This is a genomic window from Streptomyces sp. NPDC003697, assembly GCF_053587115.1.
In genome coordinates, this window is sequence record NZ_JBSFNN010000012.1 from 60,750 (window position 1) to 86,408 (window position 25,659).

At 71.4% G+C, this 25,659-nt stretch carries 22 protein-coding genes, 1 tRNA gene and 3 pseudogenes; 12 read left to right on the forward strand and 14 right to left on the reverse strand.

Annotated features, from left to right (window positions below; all coding sequences use genetic code 11):
- Positions 1-1,665 carry an energy-dependent translational throttle protein EttA gene (gene ettA / locus ACWDNY_RS07425; RefSeq protein ID WP_451644762.1) on the reverse strand — a complete coding sequence of 555 codons (1,665 nt, stop codon included), beginning with the start codon at positions 1,663-1,665 and terminating at the stop codon, positions 1-3.
- 276 nt (positions 1,666-1,941) lie between these two features.
- Between ettA and ACWDNY_RS07430 the strand changes: the two genes are divergently transcribed.
- Entirely contained in the window at positions 1,942-2,415 is a 474-nt protein-coding gene (locus ACWDNY_RS07430; RefSeq protein ID WP_451644763.1) for a hypothetical protein, read from the forward strand.
- A gap of 290 nt (positions 2,416-2,705) precedes the next feature.
- On the opposite strand, the gene ACWDNY_RS07435 is transcribed toward ACWDNY_RS07430, so the two are convergent.
- From ACWDNY_RS07435 to ACWDNY_RS07450, 4 genes are all read right to left on the reverse strand, one after another.
- Positions 2,706-4,079 (reverse strand): Cys-Gln thioester bond-forming surface protein, encoded by a 1,374-nt coding sequence (locus ACWDNY_RS07435; RefSeq protein ID WP_451644806.1) that lies wholly within the window; start codon positions 4,077-4,079, stop codon positions 2,706-2,708.
- A 349-nt stretch (positions 4,080-4,428) separates the two neighbouring features.
- Entirely contained in the window at positions 4,429-4,908 is a 480-nt protein-coding gene (locus tag ACWDNY_RS07440) for a single-stranded DNA-binding protein (RefSeq protein WP_451644764.1), read from the reverse strand.
- 267 nt (positions 4,909-5,175) lie between these two features.
- Entirely contained in the window at positions 5,176-7,191 is a 2,016-nt protein-coding gene (locus ACWDNY_RS07445; RefSeq protein WP_451644765.1) for a GTPase, read from the reverse strand.
- Between the two features lie 585 nt (positions 7,192-7,776).
- On the reverse strand, positions 7,777-9,384 hold the full coding sequence (locus tag ACWDNY_RS07450; protein ID WP_451644766.1) for a dynamin family protein: 1,608 nt from the start codon (positions 9,382-9,384) through the stop codon (positions 7,777-7,779).
- A 321-nt stretch (positions 9,385-9,705) separates the two neighbouring features.
- Between ACWDNY_RS07450 and ACWDNY_RS07455 the strand changes: the two genes are divergently transcribed.
- Positions 9,706-9,781, forward strand: a tRNA-Arg gene (locus ACWDNY_RS07455).
- Between the two features lie 172 nt (positions 9,782-9,953).
- On the opposite strand, the gene ACWDNY_RS07460 is transcribed toward ACWDNY_RS07455, so the two are convergent.
- Positions 9,954-10,451: a hypothetical protein gene (locus tag ACWDNY_RS07460; protein WP_451644767.1), complete on the reverse strand. Its 498-nt coding sequence runs from the start codon at positions 10,449-10,451 to the stop codon at positions 9,954-9,956.
- Between the two features lie 182 nt (positions 10,452-10,633).
- Between ACWDNY_RS07460 and ACWDNY_RS07465 the strand changes: the two genes are divergently transcribed.
- Entirely contained in the window at positions 10,634-10,957 is a 324-nt protein-coding gene (locus tag ACWDNY_RS07465; protein WP_451644768.1) for a hypothetical protein, read from the forward strand.
- Between the two features lie 43 nt (positions 10,958-11,000).
- On the opposite strand, the pseudogene ACWDNY_RS07470 reads toward ACWDNY_RS07465, so the two are convergent.
- Positions 11,001-11,187: pseudogene (locus ACWDNY_RS07470) on the reverse strand (IS481 family transposase); the annotation flags it as partial.
- Between the two features lie 125 nt (positions 11,188-11,312).
- Here ACWDNY_RS07470 and ACWDNY_RS07475 point away from each other — a divergent pair.
- The 3 genes and pseudogenes from ACWDNY_RS07475 to ACWDNY_RS07485 all read left to right on the forward strand — a co-directional run bounded on the left by ACWDNY_RS07475 (position 11,313) and on the right by ACWDNY_RS07485 (position 13,999).
- On the forward strand, positions 11,313-12,476 hold the full coding sequence (locus ACWDNY_RS07475; protein ID WP_451644769.1) for a metallophosphoesterase family protein: 1,164 nt from the start codon (positions 11,313-11,315) through the stop codon (positions 12,474-12,476).
- A 270-nt stretch (positions 12,477-12,746) separates the two neighbouring features.
- Positions 12,747-13,079 (forward strand): annotated as a pseudogene (locus tag ACWDNY_RS07480) (IS110 family transposase); the annotation flags it as partial.
- A 362-nt stretch (positions 13,080-13,441) separates the two neighbouring features.
- Positions 13,442-13,999 (forward strand): DUF4253 domain-containing protein, encoded by a 558-nt coding sequence (locus tag ACWDNY_RS07485; protein WP_451644770.1) that lies wholly within the window; start codon positions 13,442-13,444, stop codon positions 13,997-13,999.
- Here ACWDNY_RS07485 and ACWDNY_RS07490 read toward each other — a convergent pair.
- Positions 13,958-14,236: pseudogene (locus tag ACWDNY_RS07490) on the reverse strand (transposase); the annotation flags it as partial. The gene ACWDNY_RS07485 and the pseudogene ACWDNY_RS07490 sit on opposite strands and share 42 nt — an antisense overlap.
- Positions 14,237-14,430: 194 nt before the next feature.
- Here ACWDNY_RS07490 and ACWDNY_RS07495 point away from each other — a divergent pair.
- Positions 14,431-14,859, forward strand: coding sequence for a VOC family protein (locus ACWDNY_RS07495; RefSeq protein ID WP_451644771.1), 429 nt, complete (start codon positions 14,431-14,433; stop codon positions 14,857-14,859).
- Positions 14,860-15,397: 538 nt separating this feature from the next.
- Positions 15,398-16,372 carry an alpha/beta fold hydrolase gene (locus ACWDNY_RS07500; protein WP_451644772.1) on the forward strand — a complete coding sequence of 325 codons (975 nt, stop codon included), beginning with the start codon at positions 15,398-15,400 and terminating at the stop codon, positions 16,370-16,372.
- A 270-nt stretch (positions 16,373-16,642) separates the two neighbouring features.
- Here the strand turns inward: ACWDNY_RS07500 and ACWDNY_RS07505 are convergent, their stop codons facing one another.
- The 3 genes from ACWDNY_RS07505 to ACWDNY_RS07515 form a co-directional block, all read right to left on the reverse strand.
- Positions 16,643-16,921, reverse strand: a complete 279-nt coding sequence (locus ACWDNY_RS07505) for a hypothetical protein (protein WP_451644773.1) — start codon at positions 16,919-16,921, stop codon at positions 16,643-16,645.
- Positions 16,922-17,067: 146 nt separating this feature from the next.
- A complete protein-coding gene (locus tag ACWDNY_RS07510; protein ID WP_451644774.1) occupies positions 17,068-17,343 on the reverse strand; it encodes a hypothetical protein in 276 nt (91 codons plus the stop codon).
- Between the two features lie 504 nt (positions 17,344-17,847).
- Complete coding sequence (locus ACWDNY_RS07515) at positions 17,848-18,129, reverse strand: hypothetical protein (RefSeq protein WP_451644775.1); 282 nt, start codon at positions 18,127-18,129, stop codon at positions 17,848-17,850.
- 379 nt (positions 18,130-18,508) lie between these two features.
- Here ACWDNY_RS07515 and ACWDNY_RS07520 point away from each other — a divergent pair, with 379 nt between their 5' ends.
- Positions 18,509-18,784: a chaplin gene (locus ACWDNY_RS07520; protein WP_451644776.1), complete on the forward strand. Its 276-nt coding sequence runs from the start codon at positions 18,509-18,511 to the stop codon at positions 18,782-18,784.
- A 75-nt stretch (positions 18,785-18,859) separates the two neighbouring features.
- Here the strand turns inward: ACWDNY_RS07520 and ACWDNY_RS07525 are convergent, their stop codons facing one another.
- The 3 genes from ACWDNY_RS07525 to ACWDNY_RS07535 all read right to left on the reverse strand — a co-directional run bounded on the left by ACWDNY_RS07525 (position 18,860) and on the right by ACWDNY_RS07535 (position 21,195).
- Complete coding sequence (locus ACWDNY_RS07525; RefSeq protein ID WP_451644777.1) at positions 18,860-19,726, reverse strand: tyrosinase family protein; 867 nt, start codon at positions 19,724-19,726, stop codon at positions 18,860-18,862.
- Complete coding sequence (locus tag ACWDNY_RS07530) at positions 19,710-20,213, reverse strand: tyrosinase family oxidase copper chaperone (RefSeq protein WP_451644778.1); 504 nt, start codon at positions 20,211-20,213, stop codon at positions 19,710-19,712. The genes ACWDNY_RS07525 and ACWDNY_RS07530 overlap by 17 nt, the downstream gene beginning before the upstream one ends.
- Before the next feature lie 268 nt (positions 20,214-20,481).
- Positions 20,482-21,195: a hypothetical protein gene (locus ACWDNY_RS07535; RefSeq protein WP_451644779.1), complete on the reverse strand. Its 714-nt coding sequence runs from the start codon at positions 21,193-21,195 to the stop codon at positions 20,482-20,484.
- Positions 21,196-21,806: 611 nt separating this feature from the next.
- On the opposite strand from ACWDNY_RS07535, the gene ACWDNY_RS07540 reads away from it, so the two are divergent.
- Genes ACWDNY_RS07540 through ACWDNY_RS07550 form a run of 3 tightly spaced genes read left to right on the forward strand, consistent with a single transcriptional unit; the run spans position 21,807 to position 25,659 of the window.
- A complete protein-coding gene (locus ACWDNY_RS07540) occupies positions 21,807-22,895 on the forward strand; it encodes a DUF3344 domain-containing protein (RefSeq protein WP_451644780.1) in 1,089 nt (362 codons plus the stop codon).
- A gap of 29 nt (positions 22,896-22,924) precedes the next feature.
- Entirely contained in the window at positions 22,925-24,235 is a 1,311-nt protein-coding gene (locus tag ACWDNY_RS07545; RefSeq protein ID WP_451644781.1) for a glycosyltransferase, read from the forward strand.
- Complete coding sequence (locus tag ACWDNY_RS07550) at positions 24,232-25,659, forward strand: exopolysaccharide biosynthesis polyprenyl glycosylphosphotransferase (RefSeq protein ID WP_451644782.1); 1,428 nt, start codon at positions 24,232-24,234, stop codon at positions 25,657-25,659. The genes ACWDNY_RS07545 and ACWDNY_RS07550 overlap by 4 nt, the downstream gene beginning before the upstream one ends.

Sequence of the window (25,659 nt, forward strand, 5' to 3'; positions counted from 1 at the left end):
TCAGCCCCGGGTCAGCTTCTTGTAGGTGGCGCGGTGCGGACGGGCCGCGTCCGCTCCCAGCCGCTCGACCTTGTTCTTCTCGTACGACTCGAAGTTGCCCTCGAACCAGAACCACCTGGAGTCGCCCTCGTAGGCGAGGATGTGGGTGGCGACACGGTCGAGGAACCAGCGGTCGTGGGAGACGACCACGGCGCAGCCCGGGAACTCCAGCAGCGCGTTCTCCAGGGAGGAGAGCGTCTCCACGTCGAGGTCGTTGGTCGGCTCGTCGAGGAGCAGCAGGTTGCCGCCCTGCTTCAGAGTGAGCGCGAGGTTGAGGCGGTTGCGCTCACCGCCGGACAGCACGCCCGCGGGCTTCTGCTGGTCCGGGCCCTTGAAGCCGAAGGCGGAGACGTACGCACGCGACGGCATCTCGACCTGGCCGACGTTGATGTAGTCCAGCTCGTCGGAGACGACGGCCCACAGCGTCTTCTTGGGGTCGATGTTCTCGCGGCTCTGGTCGACGTACGAGATCTTGACGGTCTCGCCGACCTTGATCGAACCGGAGTCCGGCGTCTCCAGGCCCTGGATCATCTTGAACAGGGTGGTCTTGCCGGCGCCGTTCGGGCCGATGACGCCGACGATGCCGTTGCGCGGCAGCGTGAAGGAGAGGTCGTCGATGAGGACCTTCTCACCGAAGGCCTTGTGGAGGTTGTTGACCTCCACGACGACGTTGCCCAGGCGCGGGCCCGGCGGGATCTGGATCTCCTCGAAGTCCAGCTTCCGCATCTTGTCCGCCTCGGCGGCCATCTCCTCGTAGCGGGCGAGACGGGCCTTGGACTTCGCCTGACGTCCCTTGGCGTTGGAGCGGACCCACTCCAGCTCGTCCTTGAGGCGCTTCTGCCGCTTGGCGTCCTTCTGGCCCTCGACCTTCAGGCGGGTGGCCTTGGTCTCCAGGTACTTGGAGTAGTTGCCCTCGTAGCCGTGCAGGCGTCCGCGGTCGACCTCGCAGATCCACCCGGCGACGTTGTCCAGGAAGTACCGGTCGTGGGTGACGGCGACGACGGTGCCCTCGTACTTGGCCAGGTGCTGCTCCAGCCAGTTCACGGACTCGGCGTCGAGGTGGTTGGTCGGCTCGTCGAGGAGCAGCAGGTCGGGCTGCTCGAGGAGCAGCTTGCACAGCGCGACGCGGCGGCGCTCACCACCGGAGAGGTTGGTGACGGGCCAGTCGCCGGGCGGGCAGCCGAGAGCGTCCATGGCCTGCTCGAGCTGGGCGTCGAGGTCCCAGGCGTTGGCGTGGTCGAGCTCCTCCTGGAGCTTGCCCATCTCCTCCAGCAGCGCGTCCGAGTAGTCGGTCGCCATCTGCTCGGCGATCTCGTTGAACCGGTCGAGCTTGCCCTTGATCTCGGCGACGCCCTCCTGGACGTTCTCGAGGACCGTCTTCTCCTCGTTCAGCGGGGGCTCCTGGAGGAGGATGCCGACGGTGTAGCCGGGCGACAGGAAGGCATCGCCGTTGGACGGCTGCTCCAGCCCCGCCATGATCTTCAGTACGGTCGACTTACCGGCACCGTTCGGGCCGACGACGCCGATCTTCGCACCCGGAAGAAAACTCAGGGTGACGTCGTCGAGGATCACCTTGTCGCCGTGCGCCTTGCGCGCCTTGCGCATGGTGTAAATGAACTCAGCCAAGAGAAACCGTCCGGCAGCTTGAAATCTGGCAGTGGGCAGATATACCCCATCTTGCCTGACCGCCACCCCTGGGGGGAAACCCGTCTGCTCCTGGCCTCCTGACCTGGGCGTTCGCCGCAGATGATGGCGCTCACCTGTCACTGTCGGTCGCCGTTGGCCGGCCCCGGGCACCCTCGCCGGGCCCAGGGACGGCCCAACAACGGCACAGCGACCTCAAGCGGCTGAGTCGCCACCCGCAGCTGGGGGCTGTCTCCGGTGTGGCGGAGGATGGTGCTCATGTGCGCTCTTTTCGAACCCCCCGAGCCTCGCCGCGTCTCGCCGGGCGAGTACCTGGTGTGGGACCAGGCTCTCGCCCTTCTGAACCGGGACCTGGCGGTGACGCTTCCCCAGCTGGAACCCCTGCAACTGCTGGCCGTTCCGTCCCACGCTGCGGATGAGCCGGAGTACGTCTACGTCGCCATGGCCAACGGCGAGTGGCACGGCAATTGCCTGGACCCGAACTCACAGGACAGCCCTGCCTCTGCACTGGCGAGCGTCGCCGATGCCGCGCAGGAGACCGTCATGGAGCTTCTGTGGCAGGCGTGGCCCCTGTGCCCCGAGCATGGCCTGGGCATGCATCCAAAGGAGGGTGCCCAGGAGCGACTGTTCTGGTGGTGCGCAGGAGAGCGGTTGCGTCGCGGCCCGGCGCATATCCACGCGGCCGTGGGCGCACTCGACGCTTTGGGAGCGTCGATCCGTACACGGTCCTGAAAACCGTCGTGGGAAGCGATGTCACCGTGGGTTCACATCCCACCGCCTTCGCACGATAAGCAGTGTGAGGACGGCCCCTGACCTGGATGTCCGGTCGGAGGCGGTTCTCATGTCCGCGCGCTGTGACTGCCCGGTGTTCGCCGTGGTCCCTCACTCGACCGGGCACGGCCGGGGCACGGCCACCTTCTGGTGCGCCGCGGGGCGGGCCGGGGCCGGAGAGCGGGCCGGGTCGGTGCCGGAGCGGGTCCGGCGGATCACTCACTGTTGTGTTGACAAGGTTCCGTGCGTCGTCAGCGCTCGGCCGGTGCCTTCTTCTTGCGGACGATGCTCAGGGCAGTGGCGCCCAGCACCAGCAGGCTGAGGCCGATCGCCGCCATCAGCGGGGTCGTGCTGGTGCCGCCCGTCGCGGCGAGGTTCGTGCCGCCGGCCGCGCTGCCGCCCACGGTCGCGGGGCTGGGCTCGACGACGGTCTGGGTGGCAGCGCCGTCCTCGCGCCCCTGCGTCCTGCAGTCCAGCACGCCGCTGAAGCGCCGGCCGACGCCGCTCGGGTCCTCGATCGTGAAGTCGTACGCCTGATCCTCCTGCAGCGGGATCGTCACCGACCCGGACGCCCCAGCCGCGATGCTGTGCCCGGTGCCCAGCAGCTCGAAGGTGAACGACTCGTCGCCCTTGTTGACCACGGTGATGTCCACGCCGCTCTCGGCGCAGTTCTTCGACGCGGACAGGGCGGGTATCGCGCCGTGTGCGGCCCAGGTGGCGTCGGCCGTGGCGGAGACCGTCGACTCACTGGAGCCCGCCAGGATCTGGGTCTGACTGCGGCTGTCGGAGGTGAAGGCGCGGCCCACCGGCACGGTGGTCGAGGCCTGCACCGTCAATGTGGCCGTCCCTACCCCGCCACCCGGCACCTGGTCGCCTCCGGCGGCGTCCTGGGGCACCTCGAAGAACAGCCGGCTGCCGTTCACGGCGGAGGTGATCGGCCTGCCGTCCGCACCGGTGATCCGTATGCCGGTGGTGGCGGCGTTCGCGGGCGGTGTCACCGTCACGCTGCTCGCGTCGGTGCGCACCGTCACCGGGCCGATCCTCTCCCCGGGGTGGCCGGAGACGGCGGGCGGGTCGAGGGTCAGCGAGGCCCGGGGCTCGGTCAGGTCGCGGGCGTGTGCGTGCAGGTAGTCGGCGAGCTTCTCCGCCTCTGGGTCCACGGCGTCGACGTCCGCGCCGTCCGAGTAGCGCCAGACGGCCACCTGGGTGCCGGCCGCCGCGTCCTGCTCGGTGAGGCTGCTGACCCCGGCCTTGGCGGCGAGCGCCGCGAGGTCGTTCACCTGCGGGTAGGAGTGCTGCAGGATCCAGCGGATCTTCCCGGCGTCCTTGTTGGTGCCGAGCGAGGTGCCGCTCCAGGGCGTCTCGTGGTACTTGGCGTCCTTCTGGGTGGGGGTGTGGACGTCGACGCAGTACGTCTGGAGCATGCCGCCGCCGTCGACGGACATCTCGAACAGGCCGGCGGAGACCTCGAAGTCCCCGCCGCCGTCGCCGTCATGTATGACGGCGGTGCCGTACGTCTTCAGGCCGCCTATGGTGGCGGTCGCACCGCCCTGGCCCTGTGGTGCCGTGTCGGCGGCGGCCGGGCCGGCGGCGGTCATCACACCCGCCGCGGCGAGCCCGGACATCAGGGTCGCGGCGGCGAGGCGGGCCGCCCCTCGCCGGCGCTTGGACGGCGCAGAGAACCAAGCACACACAGAATTCCCCTTCGAGCAGGACCCGTTGACGTGGGGGGTACGGTCCCACCAGCAGAATCTCAAGCCCCGAGAGCTATGCCCGGCATCCTAAGGAGCGGGCACAACCGCGCTTCCCCGTCACCTGGTCGGATCAGTGATCCGAATCGCAATCGTTATCGCCGACAGGCCCTGTACGCCTACGACTTGTCGACCAGTCACCCCGATCGCCGGCCGGGCGGAGTCGTCGACGGGCGCCAGTACGGGCAGCGGTTCGCCCCGGCCCCGCCCGTGTCACCGGATGTCACGTCACGGCCGCGGCCACCGGCTGCGGTTGAGGATCGGGACTACTGTCCGCCGCGTCCGCGACCGGTGTCTCCCAGGCCGGCTCGGGCTGCGCCGGCGTGCCCGTCGTCACCGTCTCCGGCCGGCCGGACCGCCGGAAGGCCGAGGTGCCCCGCGCGAGGTCGTGGCCGATCGCCACGGCGTCGATGTCCGCGGAGGTCCGGTTCTGGCTGTCACGGACCTCCGTGCGCACCTTCAGCCTGCCCTGGACCACCACGGGATCACCGACGTTCAGCGACGCCGTCACGTTCGCGGCGAGCTGGCGGTTGGCCCATACCGTGAAGAAGTTGGTGTGGCCGTCCGTCCAGGTGCTCTTCTCGCGGTCCCAGTAGCGCGCGGTCACCGCCAGCCGGAACCGCGTCGACGTCCCCGAGGCCAGTTCGCGGTACACCGGCTGGGTCGCCACGTTGCCCACCACGCAGACCATCGTCTCGTTCATCGCCCGCCCCTCCCTCGCCCGGCCGTTCACGCCGGACGGACACCCGCACAGGGCCCTCCCGTACGGATGCACACGTACGGGCCCGTCCCGTACGGCTGCGTCTGCCGCGGCGACCGCGTCCCTGGCGATCGCCGCGGAACCAGACTGCCTCCGCCGGTGCCGGGCCCGTCGGGCGCTGTGGACCACCGCCTGGCTGTGGACAACTCCCTCACCCGAGTGGGGGACACCCGCCCGACGGCCGAGCCTCCCCCGCGGGCCCCGGCCGCCTCACCGTGTCCCCGCCCCCGTGACGCGCGCGTACCGCTCCTGCACCTCCCGGTAGCGCAGCAGCTCCGCCGCCACCGGATCCAGCACCCGTGCCCGGCCGCACCCCGCGGCCGCCTCCCGCAGGCGCCTCTCCGCGTCCAGGCCGTATCTCCGTGCCGGTCCGCGGGCCGCGATCCGGCAGCTCCACTCCACCAGCGGCCCGCCGCCGATGCCGGCCACCATCAGCAGCACCGGCACAGCCAGGTCGGGTGCCATGACGCCGATGATCTGGCCGACCAGCCACAGGCCGCCGACGACCTGGAGGATCGTCATGGCCGCCTGCGCCAGGACCGCCGCCGGCCACCAGCCGGGGCGCGGCGGCCGCCCCGGCGGCAGCCCGGCCCGTGCCGCGAGCTCGTCCAGCGCCTCCGGCAGCCCCTGCGCGCCGCGCACGGCGGCCTCCCGCACCGCCTGCGCCCACGGCGTCGGCAGCCCGGCCGAGGCCCGGTCGGCCACCGTGCGCACGGCCTGTTCGACGCGCTGGCGCGCCGTGGACTCCTCGTCCGGCTGGGCCCGCACCGGCAGACGCCCCGTGGTCGAGTCGCGCCGGACGTGGACCCACCGCCACAGCCGCAGCCAGGGCGTGCCGCAGGCCTTGTTGGCGTTGCGCAGCCAGGCGCGCTCGGCCGCCTCCCCGGCGGCGGTGGCGCCCACCGCGTCCGCGAGGCGCGCCGCGAACTCCTCGCGCGCCTCCTCACTGAGCCCCGTGCGCCGGCCCGCGACGTAGACGGGCCGCAGTCGCGCCGCGGCGGCGTCCACATCGGCCGATACCCGCCGCGCCGCCGCCCCCCGTTCGGCCACGAACTGGCCGAGCGCCTCACGCAGCTCACCGACGCCGTCCCCGGTGAGCGCGGACAGCGCCAGCACGGTCGCGCCCGGCTCGCCGTGCTCGCCGAGCGCGACCCCGTCCTCGTCCAGGAGCCTGCGCAGATCGTCCAGGACCTGGTCCGCGGCGTCCCCGGGCAGCCGGTCGATCTGGTTGAGGACGACGAACATGACCTCAGCGTGGCCCGCCATGGGCCGCAGGTAGCGCTCGTGCAGGACGGCGTCGGCGTACTTCTCGGGGTCGACGACCCAGATCACGGCGTCGACGAGGGCCAGGATGCGGTCCACCTGCTCGCGGTGCTGCACGGCGGCCGAGTCGTGGTCGGGCAGGTCGACCAGGACGAGCCCGCGCAGCTGCGTGTCCCCGTCGGACCCGTGCGCCGGCCGGCGGCGCAGCCGGCCCGGGATGCCGAGCCGGTCGATGAGGCTCGCCGCGCCGTCGCTCCAGCTGCACGCGAGGGGCGCCGCGGTGGTCGGCCGCCGCACGCCGGTCTCGGAGATGGGTACGCCGGCGAGGGAGTTGAACAGCTGCGACTTGCCGCTGCCGGTGGCGCCCGCGATGGCGACGACGGTGTGCTGCCCGGACAGCCGGCGCCGCGCCGCGGCCTCGTCGAGGACGCGGCCCGCCTCGGTGAGTGTGTGGCCGTCGAGCCGGGTGCGGGACAGGCCCACCAGCTCGCGCAGGGCGTCCAGCCGTGACCGCAGGGGGGCGTCGTAGGCGAGGGGGGTCGTGGGAAGCGGGCGGAGCGGCCTGGTCTCGACGACGGGGAGGGGAGGGGCGGTCTCCGTCACGCGCCGGGCGATCAGCCCGTCGTCCCAGACCTCGGCGGCCTCGGTGCGGGCGGAGGTGTCGTCGTTCTTCACGCGCGCGTGCTCCTCCTCCGCCCGTGCCGGCGGGCGGCGGTCCGCCGTGGCCCCGGCCGCTGTGCGGCCGCCTCCGGCGGCACCCGCCGAGGTGCCCATGCGAGTGCCCTCGGCGGTGTGCCGTCGGGGCGTGCCCTCCGCGGTGTGCCGTCCGAGGTCGCCTTCCGCGGTGTGCCGTCCGGCTGCGGCCGGTCTGTCGGTACGGCCTGTATCGGTACGGCCTGTGTCGGTACGGCGCGAGTCAGTACGGCCTGAGTCGGTACGGCCCGAGTCAGTACGGCCTGCCATGCGGGCCCGGCCGGTCCCCCCGCCGCCGCCGGCCCCGCCGCCAGCAAGGCTCGCTACGTCGAGCACACGGGCGAGGCCGGTAGGACCGGCGGGGACGCTGAGGCTGCCGGGACTCCCGGGGCCGACGAGACTGGTGGAGGCACTGGGGCTGCGGAGGCCCACGGGACCACCGGAGGCGGCGCTGGCACTCCCGGGACCGCTGGAGCTCCCGGGGCCACCGGGCCGCGCTGGTCGCCCGTCCCCCGCCGGTGTACGCGGTCGCGCGTCCCCGACGCCGTCGGCGTTCGAGGCGTCACCGGGGTTCCAGCCGTCGCCGGTGTTCCGGAGGCGGCCGGTGCCCGACCGGCTGCCCGTGCCACCGGCGCTCCGGAAGTCCTGGGCGCTACCAGAGCCCTCGGCGCCCTGGGACTCCTCCCCCCGGAGGCTCTCAGTGCTCCGGGTGACTCCGGCGCTCCCGGCGCTCCGGCTGACTCCGGTGCTCACGGTGTCCCGGCCCTCGCCGGCGTCCGCGGCGCGCCCGTGAACCGTGCCCTCCGTGCGGTCGGCGTGCTCACTGTGGTCATCGTCAGTGACGGCGGTCACCGGTCACCTCTCCTTCAGCAGTACGGACAGCGCGGCGATGAGTTCGGCCTGGGGATCCGGGTGCACTCCCAGCGCGTCGAGCGGGGCCAGCCGGCGCTCGCGTTCGACGTGCATCACCCGGTCCAGGTGGTCCGTGAGCAGCCGCCCGGTGCGGTCCCGCAGCCGCAGCGCGCCGTGCGCGCCGACCCGCTCGGCAAGCCCCTCGCCCGCCGACCTGGCACGTCGGCCCCCCAGCAGCCCCGTGGCGACCAGGACGGCGACGGCCTCGGGATCCGGCGTGACGCCGCGGTCCAGCCGGCCCACCTCCTCCTCGGCGTACTCCTCCAGCTCGCGCCGCCACCGCCGGACCGCCATCCCGATGCGGTGCTCCGCGTTCCCCGGTGCGGGGTCGTGACCGGCGAGCTCCGCGGCGGCCGCCGCAGGTTCGCGCCGCCAGGCGTCGTCGATGCGCTCGTCGGCCGCGGTGACAGCGCACAGCAGCAGGGCGCCCAGGCTCTCCACGAGCGCGTCGAGCAGTTCGCCGGGGGTGCAGTCGAGCGGGAAGGCGCGCCAGCGCTTCAAGGCGTCCCCGGCGAGCACGGCCCCGGCCTGCAGGCGCTCCCGCACGCGCGCGTACTCGCTGTCGTACGCGCTGTCGACGGCGGCGGTGAGCCGCAGCGCGGCCGCGTACTGCGCCGCCGACGCGGCGGCCAGCTCGGGCATCCGGGACTTCAGCGAGTTCAGGAGGCCGTACGCCGTGCGGGCCACCGACTGGCGGCGGGCCGCCGGGTCGTGGGCCTGCTGGGCGAGCCAGCCGCGCAGCGGTGCCACGGCGGTGGCGGGCAGGAGTCCGGCACCCCAGGCCGACTCGGGCAGCTCGGGCACGGTGAACCGGGGTACGTCACCGAGCCCGGCCTTGGTGAGCAGGGCGCCGTACTGCCGGGAGACCTCGGAGACGACCTGGTGCGGCACCCGGTCCAGGACGGTGACCAGGGTGGCGTCGTACTCCTTGGCGGTGCGCAGCAGATGCCAGGGGACGGCGTCGGCGTACCGGGCGGCCGTGGTCACCATGATCCAGATGTCGGCGGCGCAGATCAGCTCGGCGGCCAGGACACGATTGTCGGCGAGCAGGGAGTCCACGTCGGGGGCGTCGAGCAGGGCCAGCCCGGGGGGCACGGTCTCGACGGTCTCGACGCGCAGCACACGCGGGTTCTCGTCCTCCGGCGGCGGCAGGTCGTCCCCGGGGTCCCGGTGCGGCGCCCACACGCGCGTGAGGTCGGGCAGGACGCGCACGCCGCTGAACCAGTGATGATCGTCCGGATGGCACACCAGTACCGGCGTCCGGGTCGTCGGCCGCAGCACGCCCGCCTCGCTGACCCGCCGCCCGACCAGGGAGTTCACCAGCGTCGACTTCCCGGCGCCGGTGGAGCCCCCGACGACGGCGAGCAGGGGCGCCTCGGGTTGTCTCAGCCGGGGCAGCAAATAGTCGTCGAGCTGGGCGAGCAGTTCGTCTCGGCTGGCCCGCGCGCGTGGCGCCCCTTCGATGGGCAGCGGGAAGCGTGCGGCGGCGACACGGTCGCGCAGGGCGGAGAGTGCGTCGAGCAGCTGAGGCCGTACGTCCAAGGTCACCACATGTGAAGAATGCCCAATTTTAGGGGAATTCTGAAGCATATGCGCATGTCTGCGCGCCGACCCGACACAACGGACGGAAGGGGCGACCCGGACGCGAGCACCGTCCAGGGATAACGAGTGCACAACACCCGGTGCGAGAAAGGCCGAAAGGCGTGCACGATTCGTACCTGCCTGCGATTATCAGGACCGCTTCACCGAACCTCCACATTGAGCCACGGAGGCGAGGCATCAGGGACAAGGACGCGGGAGCCCTATCCTTGTCCCCGGCAACGTCACGGAACGGCCCACACCCGGGCACCACGACAGAGGCCACCACACCAGGCCCCCGTAGCTCAGTGGATAGAGCAGGCGCCTTCTAAGCGCTTGGCCGCAGGTTCGAGTCCTGCCGGGGGCGCCAGTCTCCGCCCTCCCGTACGGGAGGGCCCTTTGCTGGTCAGAGCGGGTAACTCGGACCACGACGAAGCCCCGGACGCCCTCTCGACGATCAAGGGCAAGCTCCGGGGCTGTCCGGTCACCGGGTTTTCGCGGGTGGCCGTGTCGCATACGTGTCGAAGTTCTGGGCCGCAGGGTCAGCCGGCGGGCGGCCGATCGGGAAGATCACCGGCAGCTTCAAGCCGCCTCTTGAGGTCGGGCGGCTGGCCCTCGATGCACCGGGCGTAGGTCGCCAGAAGCACGGCGACGCTGTTCCCGGCCCACTCCGCCGCCTGGGCGGGCGGGAGGCCGTCGTTGAGCCACTTCGTCAGGCGCGTGTTCCGGTTGTCCCACACGCGCCGCCCGGTCGGCGACTCGAAGACGTGCGGGGGCAGTACCGCCTTACGCGCACTGCGCCACCCCCGACAGATGACGGAGCCGGCGAGGATGCCACCGGACTCCCCCTGGAAGAGCAGATCACCCGGCTGGAGCTGCTCGTCCTCGATGTGCTGCCGCAGGATACGCGTCAGGGCCGGATGCCCCGGCACAGTGCGTGTCTCACCCTCCGCCCGGCCTTTCAGGCCACGCTGCTCGTGGATCTCCCCCGTGTCGGTCCACTGCTTCCCGACCTCCGGGGTCGCCGTGTGGATCGGCATTCCAGCACCACCCACGGCCGAGGACTCGGCATGGTCGCCGCTCTCGCCGACAGCGTCCTGATCCAGGGCAACAACTGCGGCCGCACCGTCATCGCCGAACTCCGCATCCCGGCGAGCCGCACCAACCACGCGGTCACAACAGAACTCTCCAGGGACGCGCGCCCCGGAGACCGCCGGTGCCAATGGATGGGCCCCGACGCGGCTACTGGTGCGAGTGCTGGACCGAAGACCTCACCGAGGGAGGGTCGCCGGCACTACGGACATCCACCGACGCCTACTCGGCGCCCCAGGCCGACAGATGGGTCTCGGTCGCACTCCGCACGATCTCACCGGCGCTCGATCCGGACGCATCCGACGAGGCGTGGGAATGGCTGTACAACGGCCGCATCGAGACGAAGAGAGCTCTCCTGCGCGCCGCGCCCTGCACTGCGTCAGTCACCCAGGGCAGTACTCGTATCACCTGGACGATCCAGCCAGTGCTTTTCGTGCCGCTCGTCCACCGATAGGGCGCCGAACTGCCAGTCTGCGTATACGACTTCACGACCGGCAAAAGACACGGGTCACGTCCTCGCTCAGATGGACGGTGACGCCCTGGGCATAGCCGCGGCCGAGCTGGATGCGCTGTCCGGCGACCATGAAACTGCCGACGCTGCCAACGGTCCGCTCGGAGATCTGCTCGGCGGGCGGGCAACAGCGGTGGCAGGCCGGCCAGTCGGCCACCTTGCAGCCGTCCACAGCAGGGATGCCGTGGCCGCCCTGCCACAAACGGAGTTCACCGAACCGTTGGCACATGTTTGTGTCGACTGATAGATCGACTGCCTAACGTGCGTTGACTACTCCCGCCGTGGAAGGACACCGCACATGAAACGCGTCACCAAGATCTCCTCCGCAGCTGTCGGCCTGGCCGTCCTCGCGGTCACCGGCACCGCCGTCGCCGCCGCGCACCAGAGCGACAACGACTGGCCCTACGCCCACCACAGCGCGGCCTCGTACACCCTGGCGACTGTCGGCGACATCGCCTGCGAGCCCGACGACGCCGAGAACGCCGCCACCCCGGCGTCGCTCAAGTGCGGCAGCCCCACTCTGGGCGGCATGAGCGCCGAGTTCGCAACCGCCAAGCAGGCCACGAGCATGCACCCCGATGCTGTGGCACTGCTGGGCGACGAGCAGTACCAGGTCGGCAAGCTGACCGACTTCGAGCAGTCCTTCGAGCAGGCATGGGGCGGCCTGAGGATGCTCGAACGTCCGGCGCCGGGCAACCACGAGTACTACCCGTATGCCAAGAAGGGCGACAACGAGGCCGGGCAGAACGGTGCCGGATACTTCGGCTACTTCAACGGCCACGACCAGGCCGGCACGCCGGAGACCCACGGTCAGGCCGGCGACGACACCGCCGACAAGCAGGGGTGGTACTCCTACAACCTCGGCAACTGGCACATCGTCTCGCTCAACGCCGAGTGCAACTCCGACGCGTTCAAACACGACTGCTCCACGACGGACAGTGGCCTCCTCGGCCAGGAGACCCGGTGGCTCTCGAACGACCTGGCCGCCAACAAGCGTCAGTGCACGATCGCGTACTGGCATCAGGGGACCTTCAGCGCCACGACGGCCTCGACCGCCACGGTGCCCGCGTCCGCGCCGGGCGCCGGCGGCGCCGAGGGTGCAGCGACCGACGCGTGGTGGAAGCTCCTCTACCAGCACCACGCCACGCTCATCCTCAACGGTCACGAGCACGCATACGCCCGGCTGCGCCCGATGAACCCGGACGGCCGGTACGACCCGACCCACGGCATCCCGGAGTTCATCGTCGGCTCCGGCGGCGAGGCCCTCGACGCCCTCGCCGGCTCGCCCGGCAACTACGACAACCCCAACGTGGTCACCGCCCAGGCCAGCGCCTTCGGCGTCATGAAGCTGACCCTCAAGTCCAACAGCTACAGCTGGGACTACAAGCCCGTCCTGCCCGGCCCCGGCTTCGACTCCACGGCGCTGCAGTACAGCGACTCCGGCAGCGGCACCTGCAACTGAGGCCCACCTTTCTTCACACCTGAGGCGCGGGCCACCATCGAGATCAGCTCTGCGGCAGCCGTTGAAGCCACAACGTCAAGCATCAACCGAGACAAGACAAGCCCCACACGACCGAGTGAGTTACAGCTTTCTCTACTGGTTCAGGGCGGCTCCGTAAGCTGTTGGACGGCCCGGAAGGGCGGGGTGTGGCTCAAGGCGGCTTGCCGGATGTGGCTCGGAGCGAGTGGCCGCCGCGCCCTTCGGGGCACCCTGGCTGATGATTGAGATGTGGTGCCCGCGCAGCTGGCCGCCGATCTTGCGCTGCTGACGGCTCACCGCTCAGATCTGGTCGCCGATCGGGGGCGGATGACCAACCGCCTTCGTGACGTGCTGACCGGTGTCTTCCCTGCCCTGAAGCGCTCCTTCGACTACTCCAATCACAAGGGTGCACTGGTCCCGCTGACCGGCTATCGGACACCGGCCTCGATCCGCCGCCGCGGCCGGGCCCGGCCGACAGCCTGGCTGGCGGCTCGCCGCGTGCGGGGCGCCGACGCGGTGGCGGCGACCGCGCTGGAAGCCGCTCAGGCCCAGCAGATCGCTCTCCCCGGTGAGGAGGTCGCCGCGTAGATCGTCGCCGACCTGGCAACCCACGCCGCGGACGTTGCCGTGCGAGCATGTCTCGGAAGCTGCGTCTGCCCCGATCAGTGGTGGGCGGTGTCGGTGACCGCGGCTAACGTGCGCGCATGTACTCGTCACTGCCCGATGGGCTTCCGCCAGGCCGTTGCCTCCCCGAAGTCGTCCGAGGCGACGCCCCACCACCGCGCATGTGGCTATCCGAGGAACCAGTTTCGGATCCCGTGGGGTCGTGGTCGCACTGCCAGGGTCGCCGCGAGGAAACCGGACTGTGGCCACTGCTCGTCTCCGCCCCTTACGGACCTGGGCGGCCCACCGCCCTCGCGTCCGTCGACGCACTGGACCTTCACGACGTGCTGGAACGGGACTGGCACTCCTATCGAGCCTTTCAGCTGAGGCAGCTTGCGGCGCCGCAGGAACCGGAGGACCTGTCAGAGGGCGTCGAACCCTGGAACGAGGATCCCGGGGCGCCGTTCGACCGCTGGCCCGGCCTGGCGGCCGACAGCCCTTCCCTGGCCAACGACGACCCTGATGCCGCCGCCCGCACCGCCATCGCCCGGCTCATGGCTGACCCTTACCCGCTGCCCAAGCCTCATCTGGCCCTGGTTGCGGCCGCCCGCTCCGCCGACATTCCCGCGGTCATGGGCTGGCAGGCGGAAGCCCCCTTGCCCCTGCTGTGCGCCCTGCTCCGCAGTTGGGAGGACCGCTTCGGTGCACGGGTCGTCGCCTTTGACGGCGCAATGATTCACGTCTCCGTCGCGCGGCCGCCCCGGGACGCCGATCATGCCACCCATCTCGCTCTCGAACATGTGCTGACCGGCGCCGACAACATCAACGACGGCACCGTTCCGTATCCCGACTACGCCGCCTCACTCGTCAACTCTCCCCTCTGGTCCTTTTGGTGGGACTGACAACGGCCGACACAGCAAGCTGAGCTGCCGGTGCGTGATCAGGCAGCAGGCGAGTTTCAGGAAAGCTTCATGGAGGTCGGCTCGGCGTTCCCAACGGACGCGCAGGCGCCGGAAGCCGTGGAGCCAGGCGAAGCTCCGCTCGATCACCCAGCGATAGGTGCCAAGCCCCGTGCCGTGTCGGGTGCCGCGGCGCGCGATGGCCGGCACGATGCCACGGGCCCGGACTTGGTCGCGGTACGGCGGACATCGTGGTGCCCGCCGCTCACTGCGAGATCGTCCACGAGATTCCGATCAACCGTCACTAACCCTGCCCCTCTGCATGGCCGACCGGATGATCGCCGCCGTCGCGGCCGCCGGGGAACCGATACCTCGGACTGCACGGAGACGGCGCCCGGAGCCTCGGTGCCGACGCGCGCCCTTACCGTGTCCCCATGACGCCGATCAAGAAGTTCCAAGTCACCTTCGACTGCGCAGAACCTGAGCGGCTCGCTCGTTTCTGGTGCGAGGTGCTGGGGTACGTCATACCGCCGCCACCGGCGGGGTTCGCCACTTGGGACGAGTTCAAGCGCTCGCAGCCACCGGAGCAGCGGGATTCCTGGTTCGCCTGCGTCGATCCCTCAGGTGTGGGCCCGCGGCTGTACTTCCAGCGTGTCCCGGAGGGGAAAGCTGCCAAGAACCGGGTGCATCTTGATGTGCGGGTCGGCACCGGACTCGTGGGGGAAGAACGCCTCGCCGCACTTGAGGCGGAATGCGCACGACTGGTCCCGCTCGGTGCGGTGCACGTGCGCACGCTGTACGACGGCAATGATGCGTGCATCCCGATGCTGGACATCGAGGGCAACGAGTTCTGCATCGACTGAGAAGCCGCGAACGTGCCTTCGCCCTGTCCCATGAGCCAGGGCGAAGGCACGAGTCGGTCCGCCCCGGGAGCGGCAGGGTAGTTCAGAGCAGCGATCAACTGAACCGCGACGAGGTCGTCCGGTTGCGAAGTCACCATGCGGCCCGCCTTCCCCACTGATCCCTGATCACGGGACGATACTTGCGGGTGTGCCGCGTGCCCACCAGCGACGCCGGAGGTCGCCGCACGCGGGCAGCACGATGAGGAGCGCAGCCACGAAGGCCCCTGCCGTGGTGGCGCGGGCGTCCGGGTGGCGCCAGGTCGGACGGCACGGCAGGCGGCCTGGAGCCTCCCCCTGAGAGCCTGCCGGCCCGATGTCCCCCGGTAGCCGCCCCGCTCCGAGCAGACAGGCGGATCATCACCTTGCCGTCGCGGCAGCCACCCGGACGGAGGTGCGTTTTCACCAGGATCGCCCACATATGAGTGATTCCGTCCGAACGGTGAGAATTCTGGTAATCATGGCATGGTTCGCCGTCGTTCCATGTTTCTCGGAGCCGTTCATGCGCGCAGCCGTCATCACCCCGCAGGCCTCCCCCGACACAGGGCTCCCCGGGCCCGTTCCCCCGGCACCGAAGCAGGTGGAGGAACACAGTCTCGTCTTCGAGGGTTTCGCATACCGGTGCCGCGTCGTGCGCCAAGGCGTCCCGCAGACGGCGCCGCTGCTCCTGCTCGGAGGCTCGTCCCAGAACAGGTACTCATGGCAGGGGCACGAGAAGTGGCTGGCGCCGCTGTGCACGCTGATCACCGTCGATCTTCCCGGTTACGGCGATTCCGACTTCCTGCCGGCGCGGTACGGCATCGACTTCCTCGCCGCCGCGGTGAAGCACATGCTGGTGGAAATCGGGATGCCGCAGGTGAATCTCTTCGGCGGCTGCTTCGGTGAGGTCGTCGCCCTGCGTTTCGCGCAGCTGTCTCCCGAGTTCGTCCGTCGCGTCGTTTTCTGCGGCGCGGCGAAGAGTCTGCCGGACAGCTACACCGACGCCGTACCGCGTCTGTCGCACACGCTCGAACGCGGCGAGATCGCCGAAGCAGCCGACGGGCTGGTCCGGATGTTCATGTCGAACCCCGATGCCGGCCGGGTCCGCAAGCACGCGGCCGTGGCACGTCTGCTCCACCGGCAGTTCACGACCCAGACGCCGGACGAGCTGAAGAAGGCGCTCGAGCACAACACGAGGCTGATGACGCACGGCTGCTACGAGGACCTGCCCGTCCCCGATGTGCCGTACCTGGTGTTCACAGGGGAGTACGACACCCTGTGCACCCCGGAGATGGGCCGCGAGGTCGCCGCGGTGATGCCCGCGGCGCGCTTCACGACGGTCAAGGAGGCCGATCACCTGGCCCCGGTCGAGCGCATGGAGGAGGTGGCGGACCTGATCGGCCGGTTCTGCACCGACCGTCCCATCGACGACCTGCCGTACTGCAACGCCGTCGAGTCGCTGTGGGCCGGGCCGGCCTCCGCCGAGGGCTGCCGCTGAGGACCCGCCACGCCGGGCCGGCCGGCCTGGCAATACGGGCGCAACGCTCATCGAGGGTCACCGGTTGAAAAGTCGCGCGGTGGCCCTTCTGCGTGCCCGCGGACCGGTCGCCGTCCGGTCGGCCACCGGTCACCGGCCCCCGGTGGCCGACCGCGTGGCGGAACAGCAAGTGGCCGGGACCCGGAATCGGATCCCGGCCACTTTCCGCTGACACGGGGTTTCACGCGACGGGCGTCCCCTGAACGAGGACGTCTCCGCCGCCAGGGAGCTTCAGGACTTCTTGCCGTTGAGCTCGACGGCGTTGACGCAGCTGACCTCACTCTGCGAACTCGGGCAGGACTGCGTCGAGTCGTTGACGACGTGCACGTTGCCGCCCTTGTCGACGGTCATGTGGTACTCGGTGACCTGCACGCAGCGCACGCTGCCCTTGCCGTCGTCGACACACCCGCCGGAGCCGTCGGCGGCGAAGCCCTGGACCGCCCCTACGCCGAGCAGAGCGAAGCCCCCCACGACGCCTGCCGCCGCTGCGATCTTCTTCGAATTGAACATGTTGCCTTTTCCCTCATGGTCGACCCGCCGCGACTGACCGGACGGAGCCGTACCGGACGCCTGGCCGTGAAAACGAACCGGGCAGGCCCGGGGCTCGGACCCAGGGGTTCGAACCTCGTGGCCTGCCCAGATCACCCGATCAGTGCTCAGTCGTCGCCCAGGACGGCAGCCTGGGTGCAAGTCAGCGACCGACGCTCGCTGTTGTCCTGGTTGGAGAGGCCGAGGACGGCCAGCGAGACGTTGATGTCGTCGACGTTGACGAGGCCCTGCTTCGACTCGTTCTGCTGGCAGGACTGGTTCTGCTTGTTGTCCAGCTTGAACGTCGGGTCGTCGCCGCCAGAGGCCTGGCTGACGCCGGCGCCGAGGAAGCTGACGCTGCCGAGCATGGCCGCGACGACTGCAGCCTTCTGGTACTTGCGCATTACTGCTCCGTTCTCGAGAGGACACGTTCCGCGATGGATCGGTCACTGTCAGTGGCCAACTCTAAGCGCTGTCCACGGTTTGGCGACGCACGAAACACCCGGACGTGTAATTACCGCGAAAAAAAGTATTGTCTGGTTTGTCGTACAGCGGCCCGGACTTGACGGAGCGTGAACAGCCGGCAAGTGGCCGCGAGTCGGCCGAGCCGGCACCGTCCAGAGGTGTCGGAACGGGCCCCACCGGCGAGGGCACTGTCGCCGCCGCGGATCGCCTCGCGGTCCGGGACAGTGCGGGCCGCGTCGGGCCGGACGCGAGAGGAACGTTTCTGCACCGACCTGTACCTGTGGATCCGGCGTCCACCAGCGGGAAGCCAACCGGATCACCGGGTACCGCCACGCACAGTTTCGTGTCGAGCATCGGACGCACGGCCGCCGACCGTCCGGCCAGGCCCGGGGCCCGGGCACATGTGCCCGGGCCCCAAGTCCTGCCCGTCACTGCATCAGTGATCACTTACCGCCGAGCTTGAAGCTCTGGGTGCAGACCAGCGACTCGCGCTCGCTGTTGTCCTGGTTGGACAGACCCAGGAGGGCGCCGGCCGAGACGTTGACGTCGTCGATGTTGATGAGACCCTGCGTCGAGTCGTTCTGCTCGCACGACTGGTTCTGCTTGTTGTCGAGCTTGAACGTCGGGCCGCCGTCGCCACCGTAGGCCTGGCTGACGCCCGCACCGAGGAAGCCGACACTGCCGAGCATGGCCACGACGACTGCGGCCTTCTGGTACCTGCGCATTACTGCTCCGTTCTCGAACCGACACAGTCCGTTGTGGACCGGCCACTTACAGTGGTTACTATATGCGCCCCGTGACGACCCCCAGGGAGAGAAACGCCCGTTTACGGAAGTTTCGCGAAGAAAGTTCAAAAGCTATGAGTGATGAACCGGGACGCACGGTGACGGGGCTGACCCTCGTACCGCGACGGCGAGTTGAGGCGGACCGGACCCAAGGAAGCACGGGCGGCCGGGAAGGGCCGGGGGCCGAAGCCCGGCTCGACCGGCGGGCCCCCGTCCAAGGGTGATCTGTGGTCATACGCCGTAACTGGTGGCGGATCATCGCGTTGAGGGGGGAGTGCGGTGGCCCTGACGCCGCCGCCTTACCAATAAGGAGCAGAGGATGTCTCTCATCACGAAGGCGGGGATCGTCACCCTCAGCACGGGCGCTGTCGTCCTCAGCGGGGCCGGTCTCGCCGCGGCGGACGCCGGCGCCCAGGGCGCGGCCATCGGCTCGCGCGGCGTGGCGTCCGGCAACGTGATCCAGGTGCCGATCCACGCGCCGATCAACGTGTGCGGGAACACCGTCTCGGTGATCGGTGCCCTCAACCCGGCCGTCGGCAACACCTGCAAGAACGGCGGCGGCCACCACAAGAAGAAGCACGGTTACGGTCACTGACCTCCGCCGGTCCCGCGCAGGAGCCCCGACGCGATGAAACGCCGGGGCTCCTGCCGTGCGTGACGGTACGTCCGCTCAGGCGTACCGGTAGATCCGTCCGACGTCCTCCAGTTCGTCCGGGGTCACGTCCCACGGAGGCAGTTTCTGGTGCCGGGCCACGACCCGGTCGTACTGCTCGTCGTCGCGTGCCGGCGGCGTCGCGGGGAGATAGCGGGCCCCGTGGTGCCGGCGCTGCCAACGCTGCCACTGCAGGTCGACGAAGGCGTGGTGCAGCCAGAAGACGGGGTCGTTGACGGAGGCGCCGCCGAGCATCGCGCCACCGACCCAGCGGTGCACCCGGTTGTGGTTGCGCCAGGAGGCGCTGCCCCGGCCGGTGCCCCAGCCCTCCAGCTTGTTGCGAAAACCCCGCGTGACCGTCGAGTCCCAGGGCGCCACGTCGTACGCGGGGTCCTTCAGCGCCCACTCCAGTTCGCTCTTCGTGGGCAGGTCGATCGGGTGGCGCGAGCGGCCGAGGTCCCTGGTGAGGAAGGGCTCGTCGCTGACCCCGACCTTGATGGTCCAGTGCCCCTCCCGGTAGGCGAACGGACCGGTCGTCACCTGGCCGTCGGAGCTGCGCCCGTCACCGCCGAGGAGGTCCGCGGTCCAGGGGACGGAGGTGGGTGTGCGGTCGCGCGTCCAGTCCCAGTACGGGACGGTGACCGAGGAGTCCACGCGGCGCAGCGCGCGCTCGAGTTCCAGCAGGAAGCGGCGGTGCCAGGGCAGGAAGGAGGGCGCCATGTGGGCGCTGCGCAGTCCGAGCTCGCCGTCGGACGGGTAGTACTGGATGTGGGTCCGCACGAACTCGTCGTACTCGCCACGCCGTTTGAGCTCGAGCAGCGCCTTGACGAACCGGCGTTTCTCGGCTGCCGTGAGGGTGCGGGCGTCCCTACGCACGTACGCCATGCCGGTGCCCCGTCCGTGAATGCGCCGCACCTGCCGGTCCCAGGGCCGGGACGCGCAGCCGCCGCCCGGGGCCGAGTTCGTCGACGGCGGCGCGGGCGGCCTCCAGCGGTGTCCGGTACGACTCGTAGTGGTCGACCATACTCAGCCAGGTGCCGTCGGCGCGGCGCATCAGGTGCAGCGGGCGGCCGTCCACGGTGACGTCCCACCGCCCGTCCTCGGCCGCGCCGCCGGCGGGGATCCACACGCCCCTGATGCGGCGGCCTTCGTGGACCTCGTCGAAACCGGTGCGGTCCGGGGCGTCTCCGGCTGCGGACCGGGGACGTGAGGACTGTGGGACGGCAGCCACCGGGGCCAGGACGGCGGCCAGGGCGCAGGCGGCCAGACCGCCCGTGGCGTTCCGCCGTGTCAGGCCCTTCGGTCCGCGCCGTGCCGGTTCCGTTGCCGCGTTCCCGGTACGTGCCGGTGCTCCTGCGATGCTGACGACCAAGGTGCGCTCCTCGTCCGGTTCGGTTGGCCGTAGCCGTAACGGCGAAGGGCCCGATCGGTCACTGCCACGCGGCCATGCCGGTGATCGCCGGTGGCCGCAGGCGCGCACGACCCGCCGCCGGGCGAGGGGTCCCGCCCCGGGCGCAAAGAGGCTCCGGACGACCGCGGGTGCGCGGGCGGCGGGCCGGCGTCACGGGCCGTACATACACGGAGGGACGGCCCTCGGACCGAACCGGGGGCCGCCTCCGTACGGTGATGTGGTCCCGGGCCTACAGCCACAGGTTGCCGTGCACCGGCTTGGCCTGGTGCACGGCGGCCGCCGTCTCCTGAGCCGTGGGGATCAGCGAGTTGTGGCCGTTCACGCCGACAGGGAGCTTGGTCGTGACGCCGCCGCTGAAGTCGGTGCCCGCCAGGTCGGGAACGTTCGCGGACGCCGGAGCGGGGGCCGCGGGCGCGCTCGGGGCCGCCGGCGCGCCCTGCGCCATCAGAGCCACAGGGGTGCTCTGCGCCACCGGAGCGCTCGGAGCCGCGGGCGCGTCCTGGGCCACCGGAGCGGACTGGTACACCGGAGCGCTCGGCGCCATCGGAGCAGCAGCGGCCGTCGGAGCCGCCGGGGCCGCGGGCGCGGCCTGCGCCACCGGAGCCGCTGGGACGCTCTGGGCCATCGGCGCGGACGGGGCCACCGGAGCGCTCTGCGTCATCGGCGCGGACGGGGCCACCGGAGCGGCCTGAGTCATCGGCGCGGACTGGTACACCGGAGCGGCCTGAGTCATCGGCGCGGCCTGGTACGCCGGCGCTGTCTGGGTCATCGGCGCGGCCTGGGCCACCGGAGCGCTCTGCGCAGCGGGAGCGGCCTGCATGTCGGGCATGCTCGGAGCCGCCGGAGCACTCGGGGCGACGGCCCCCTCGGCGAACGCAGGCGCGCCGACGCTGGCAGCGATCAGGGATCCGGCAAGGACGGCGGCAGCCTTCAGGGACTTCATCGTGTTCCTTTCCGCGGCAACGAAGGTTGCCGGAGGGGACTCTGTCGTCGTGCCTAACGAGCCCTGACCGGACGGGAAACCCGAAACGCCGAAGATTGCAAGTCCTCATATGAGATCAGTCGTGCTGCCGTGCGGAGACCGGCAGCACAACCGTTCGGGCCGGCCGCGCTCCCGCCCCGAACGGGGGAACGGCAGTGTCCTTTCCGCTGGGATCCGGGCAGTTCGGCCAGCGGGGGGACGGCCGCCGGCACCGGGGGACGGCCGCCGGCACCGGGGGGCGGGCGCCGGGTGGCGGTCGGTGCCGCCCGCGTCGCTGCGGGCGCGAAGCCGGCGCCGGGCCGGCCGGCGCTCACGGCCCACTCACCGTCCGGGCCGAACGACCGCGCGGAACCACATCGTTGGCGCACAGCCCCAGAGCCCCCGCGCGTCGCGGCGAAGCCGTGTGGCCGCATTCACGATTCCGACACATTTTTCTGATTTATATTCCTTTCGCGGTATTTGTCCGCTCGCTGACTAGAGTTGCGCTCCTCCCACGCATCCCTCCGGGCGGACGCATCGCACGGGTGCCGCCGCCTGCCACCGCCACCTGTTCCGAAAGGGCAACGACGGTCATGCGCCATTCTCTGGTTCCGCTGGTTCGCGGCGCGACAGCGGGCGTCCTCGCCATTGCAGCGATGTGGTCATCCGGCGGCCTCCCGGCCGCCGCGGCGCCCGCGCCGGAGGCGAGCAGCCTCGCGTTCGACCAGCGGTACCGCGCGCTCCTGCACGGGGGCATCGTGCGCGCGGCCAACACCTCCATCACCTGCCGCTCGAGCGAGAGGGGGTGCTCGGCCGCCCAGGACGGCAGGGGGGTGAACGGCGGCTTCGACATGTTCTACGTCGACGTCGACCGCGACCCGAACACCTACAACTCCTCCCGTGCGCAGGTCCGCCTGCCCTCCGGCTCCCAGGTGACCTACGCGCGCCTGTACTGGGGCGGCAACCTGCGTGTGGGCGAGCAGAAGCCGGCGGAGGACAACGGGCGGGTGCTGATCGCGGAACCGGGCGGGGAGTACAAGCAGGTCGTCGCGGACACGGTCGTCGGGCACCGCGTGACGGACGACGTGGACGCCTTCCAGGCGTCGGCCGACGTGACGGGGCTGGTGCGCGACAGCGGTGCCGGCCTGTACACCGTGGCACAGGTCAACGTGGCCAGCGGCAGGTCGGCGGCCGGGGCGTGGGGCGGCTGGACGCTGGTGGTGGCCTACGAGAACGCGGCGGAGCCGTTGCGGCACCTCGCCCTCTGGGACGGTTTCGCCCCGGTACAGTCCGGTGGGCAGGAGTTGCGGCTGCGCGACGCGGCCTTCCCCGCCGGAGCGGGGGGCCAAGCGGGTGTCGTGGCGTACAACGGCGACCGCCGCACCACCGGCGACTCGCTGGTCCTGACGACCGGTCAGTCCGGCTTCGAGTCCGACTCCACCGAGCTCACCGACTCCGCCAATCCCTACGGCGACGTCCTGAACTCCACCATCAGCGAGCCGCAGTCGATGTCCTCCGCGCGCGAGCCGGCCTACCCGCACACCCTCGGCTACGACTCCGACGTCTTCGACCTCGGCAGGGGGTGGCGCCGCGCCGGCGACCAGGTGACCCTGCGGCTCCGTTCCCAGCGGGACGCAGCGTGGGCCGGTGTGCTCTTCGCCGCCGTCGACGCCCGGCAGTGAGCGCGGTGCGACCAGCCCGGAGCGCTGCCGTGAACAAAGAGACCGCGCATACGGACGTGCCGCCCGCCGGTACCCGGCCGCGGGTCCTGCACGTGACCCAACCGGTGGACGGCGGGGTCGCCCGCGTCGTGACGGACCTGGTCCGCGCCCAGCTGGCGGACGGGCTGGACGTCGTCGCGGCCTGCCCCGACAGCGAGCTCAGCGCCCGGCTCGGGGCGCTGGGCGCGCAGGTGCGGGGCTGGGAGGCCACGCGGTCGCCGGGCCCGTCGCTCGTGCGGGAGGTGCGGCACCTCGCACGGCTGATCGACGACGTGCGCCCCGACCTGGTGCACGCGCACAGCGCCAAGGCCGGGCTCGCCGGCCGGCTCGCGGTGCGCGGCCGGATCCCGACGGTCTTCCAGCCGCACGCCTGGTCGTTCGAGGCGGTCGGCGGGACGACCTCGGCCCTCGCGCTCAGGTGGGAGCGGTGGGGGGCGCGCTGGGCCGCGCGGGTGGTCTGCGTGAGCGAGGCGGAACGCGCCACCGGCGTCCGCGCCAGGATCGCCGGCCGGTGGACGGTCGTCCCCAACGGCATCGACCCGGGGCGCTTCCGCCCGGCCGCCGCCGGCGCCGTGCGGGCCGGTCTCGCACCCCTCGCCGGCGTCTCCCCGTCGGCGCCGCTCGCCGTGTGCGTGGGGCGGCTGTGCCGGCAGAAGGGGCAGGACGTGCTGCTGCGGGCGTGGGAGGCCGTCGTGCGCGAGGTGCCCGACGCCCGCCTCGTCCTGGTCGGCGACGGCCCGGACCGCGACCGGCTGGGGGCGGACGCGCCGGCCTCCGTGCTGTTCACGGGAGCCGTCGCGGACGCCTGCCCCTGGTACCAGGCCGCCGACGTGGTCGTCCTGCCCTCCCGCTGGGAGGGCATGGCGCTGGCCCCGCTGGAGGCGATGGCCTGCGCACGGCCCGTGGTGGTCACGGACGTCGACGGGGCGCGCGAGAGCCTGCCGCCCTCCTCCGCCGCACGGTGCCTGGTCCCGCCGGAGGACCCCGCGGCACTGGCCGAGACCGTGACCGGGCTGCTGCTCGACCCGCCGCTGCGCGCGTCGCTCGGCGACGAGGCCCGCCGGCACGTGCTCTGCACCCATGACGTACGGCACACCGCCGAGGCGGTCGCGGACGTCTACCGCGACGTGCTCGGCACCGGGCCCGCCACCGAGAGGGCGGGCCCGTCCCCAGCGGCCGAGCGCGCGCAGGCGTTCAGCACACAGCACGGTCGGCCGCTCGACACAGGTCGTGGCACCGAGGCGAACCGGACCGGACAGCGCTTCGAGCCCACTGAGCACAGGGAGTCGAACCACTCGTGACCGCCGAACGTACCATCCACTCCCCCGGCGTGCAGCCGAGGGACCACCAGTCCTCGCCCGTCTCGGTCGTGCCGCCGCGCGGCACTCCGGCCGGTGTGAGGTTCCCCGCCCCACGGCCCGCGGCACGGCCGGTCTCGCCGGTGCCGCTGCTCGTCGCGGACGGCACCGCCGCCGTGGTGGGCACCCTGGCGCTCAGCGGGACCGGGTGCCATCCGCTCGTCGTCGCCCTGCTGCCGGTCGCCTCGCTGGTGCTGCGCCCGCGCGACGGCCTGCCGCCCGTGCCGAGGCTGCTGGAGGAACTGCCCGCCCTGTGGGGACGCATGGCGGCGGCCTGGCTGCTGCTGGCGGCGCTCGCCACGATGTGCCCGCCGCGGCAGGACCTGTCCGCCGGCACCGTGCTGACGGGCCTCGCGCTGCAGGCGGCCGCGGGCTGCGTGCTACGCGGCGCCGTGCACGGCCGCCGGCGCGCCAAGCTGCTGCGCCACCCGCACACCGCCCTCTTGGTCGGCCCGGCGGCGACCGCGCAGCGCGTGGCCGCCGCCGTGCTGCGGCACCCGGGGTGCGGTGTGCGGCCCGTGGGGGTCGTCGCCGAGCAGCCGGACGGCGCCGAGGGCCTTCCGGTGCTGACCACCGGTGAGGAGGTCAAGCGCGCGGTCATCCAGAACGGGGTGCGGACGGTGCTGGCCGTCCACCCCTCCGTGCGCACCGAGCAGGGGCCGCTGCTGCGGGAGCTGGCCGAGTCGGGCTGCACGGTGTGGGAGTTGGACGCCGACTCCCCGACGTGCCCCGCGAAGGATCGGCTGGCCGGGTTCGCCTGCCGGCGCCTGGACCTGTCCCCCACGCGCCCCGACAGTGCGGGCAAGCGGACCCTGGACATCCTCGTGTCGGGGACGCTGCTGCTGCTGATCAGCCCCCTGCTGCTGGCGTTCGCGGTCGCGCTGCGGCTCTGCGACGGGCCGGGCGTGGTGTTCCGGCAGGAGCGCATCGGCAAGGACGGCAAGCCGTTCACGCTGCTGAAGTTCCGTACGCACCGCCCGGTCGACGAGCACGAGTCCGCGACCCGGTGGAGCGTGGCGAACGAGAACGAGATGCGGCGGTTCTGCCGCATGCTGCGGCGCACCTCGCTGGACGAGCTGCTCCAGCTGTGGAACGTGCTCCGGGGCGACATGAGCCTGGTCGGACCGCGGCCCGAACGCCCCTACTTCGTCTCGCAGTTCAGCCAGACCTACGCCGGTTACGCGGCCCGTCACCGCATGCGGACCGGCATCACCGGCCTCGCGCAGGTCAACGGACTGCGCGGCGATACCTCGATCGAGGACCGCAGCCGCTTCGACAACGCCTATATCGACGACTGGTCGTTGTGGCAGGACGTCTGCATCCTGCTGCGCACCGCGGCCTCGCTGGTCCGCCCGACGGGGAGCTGA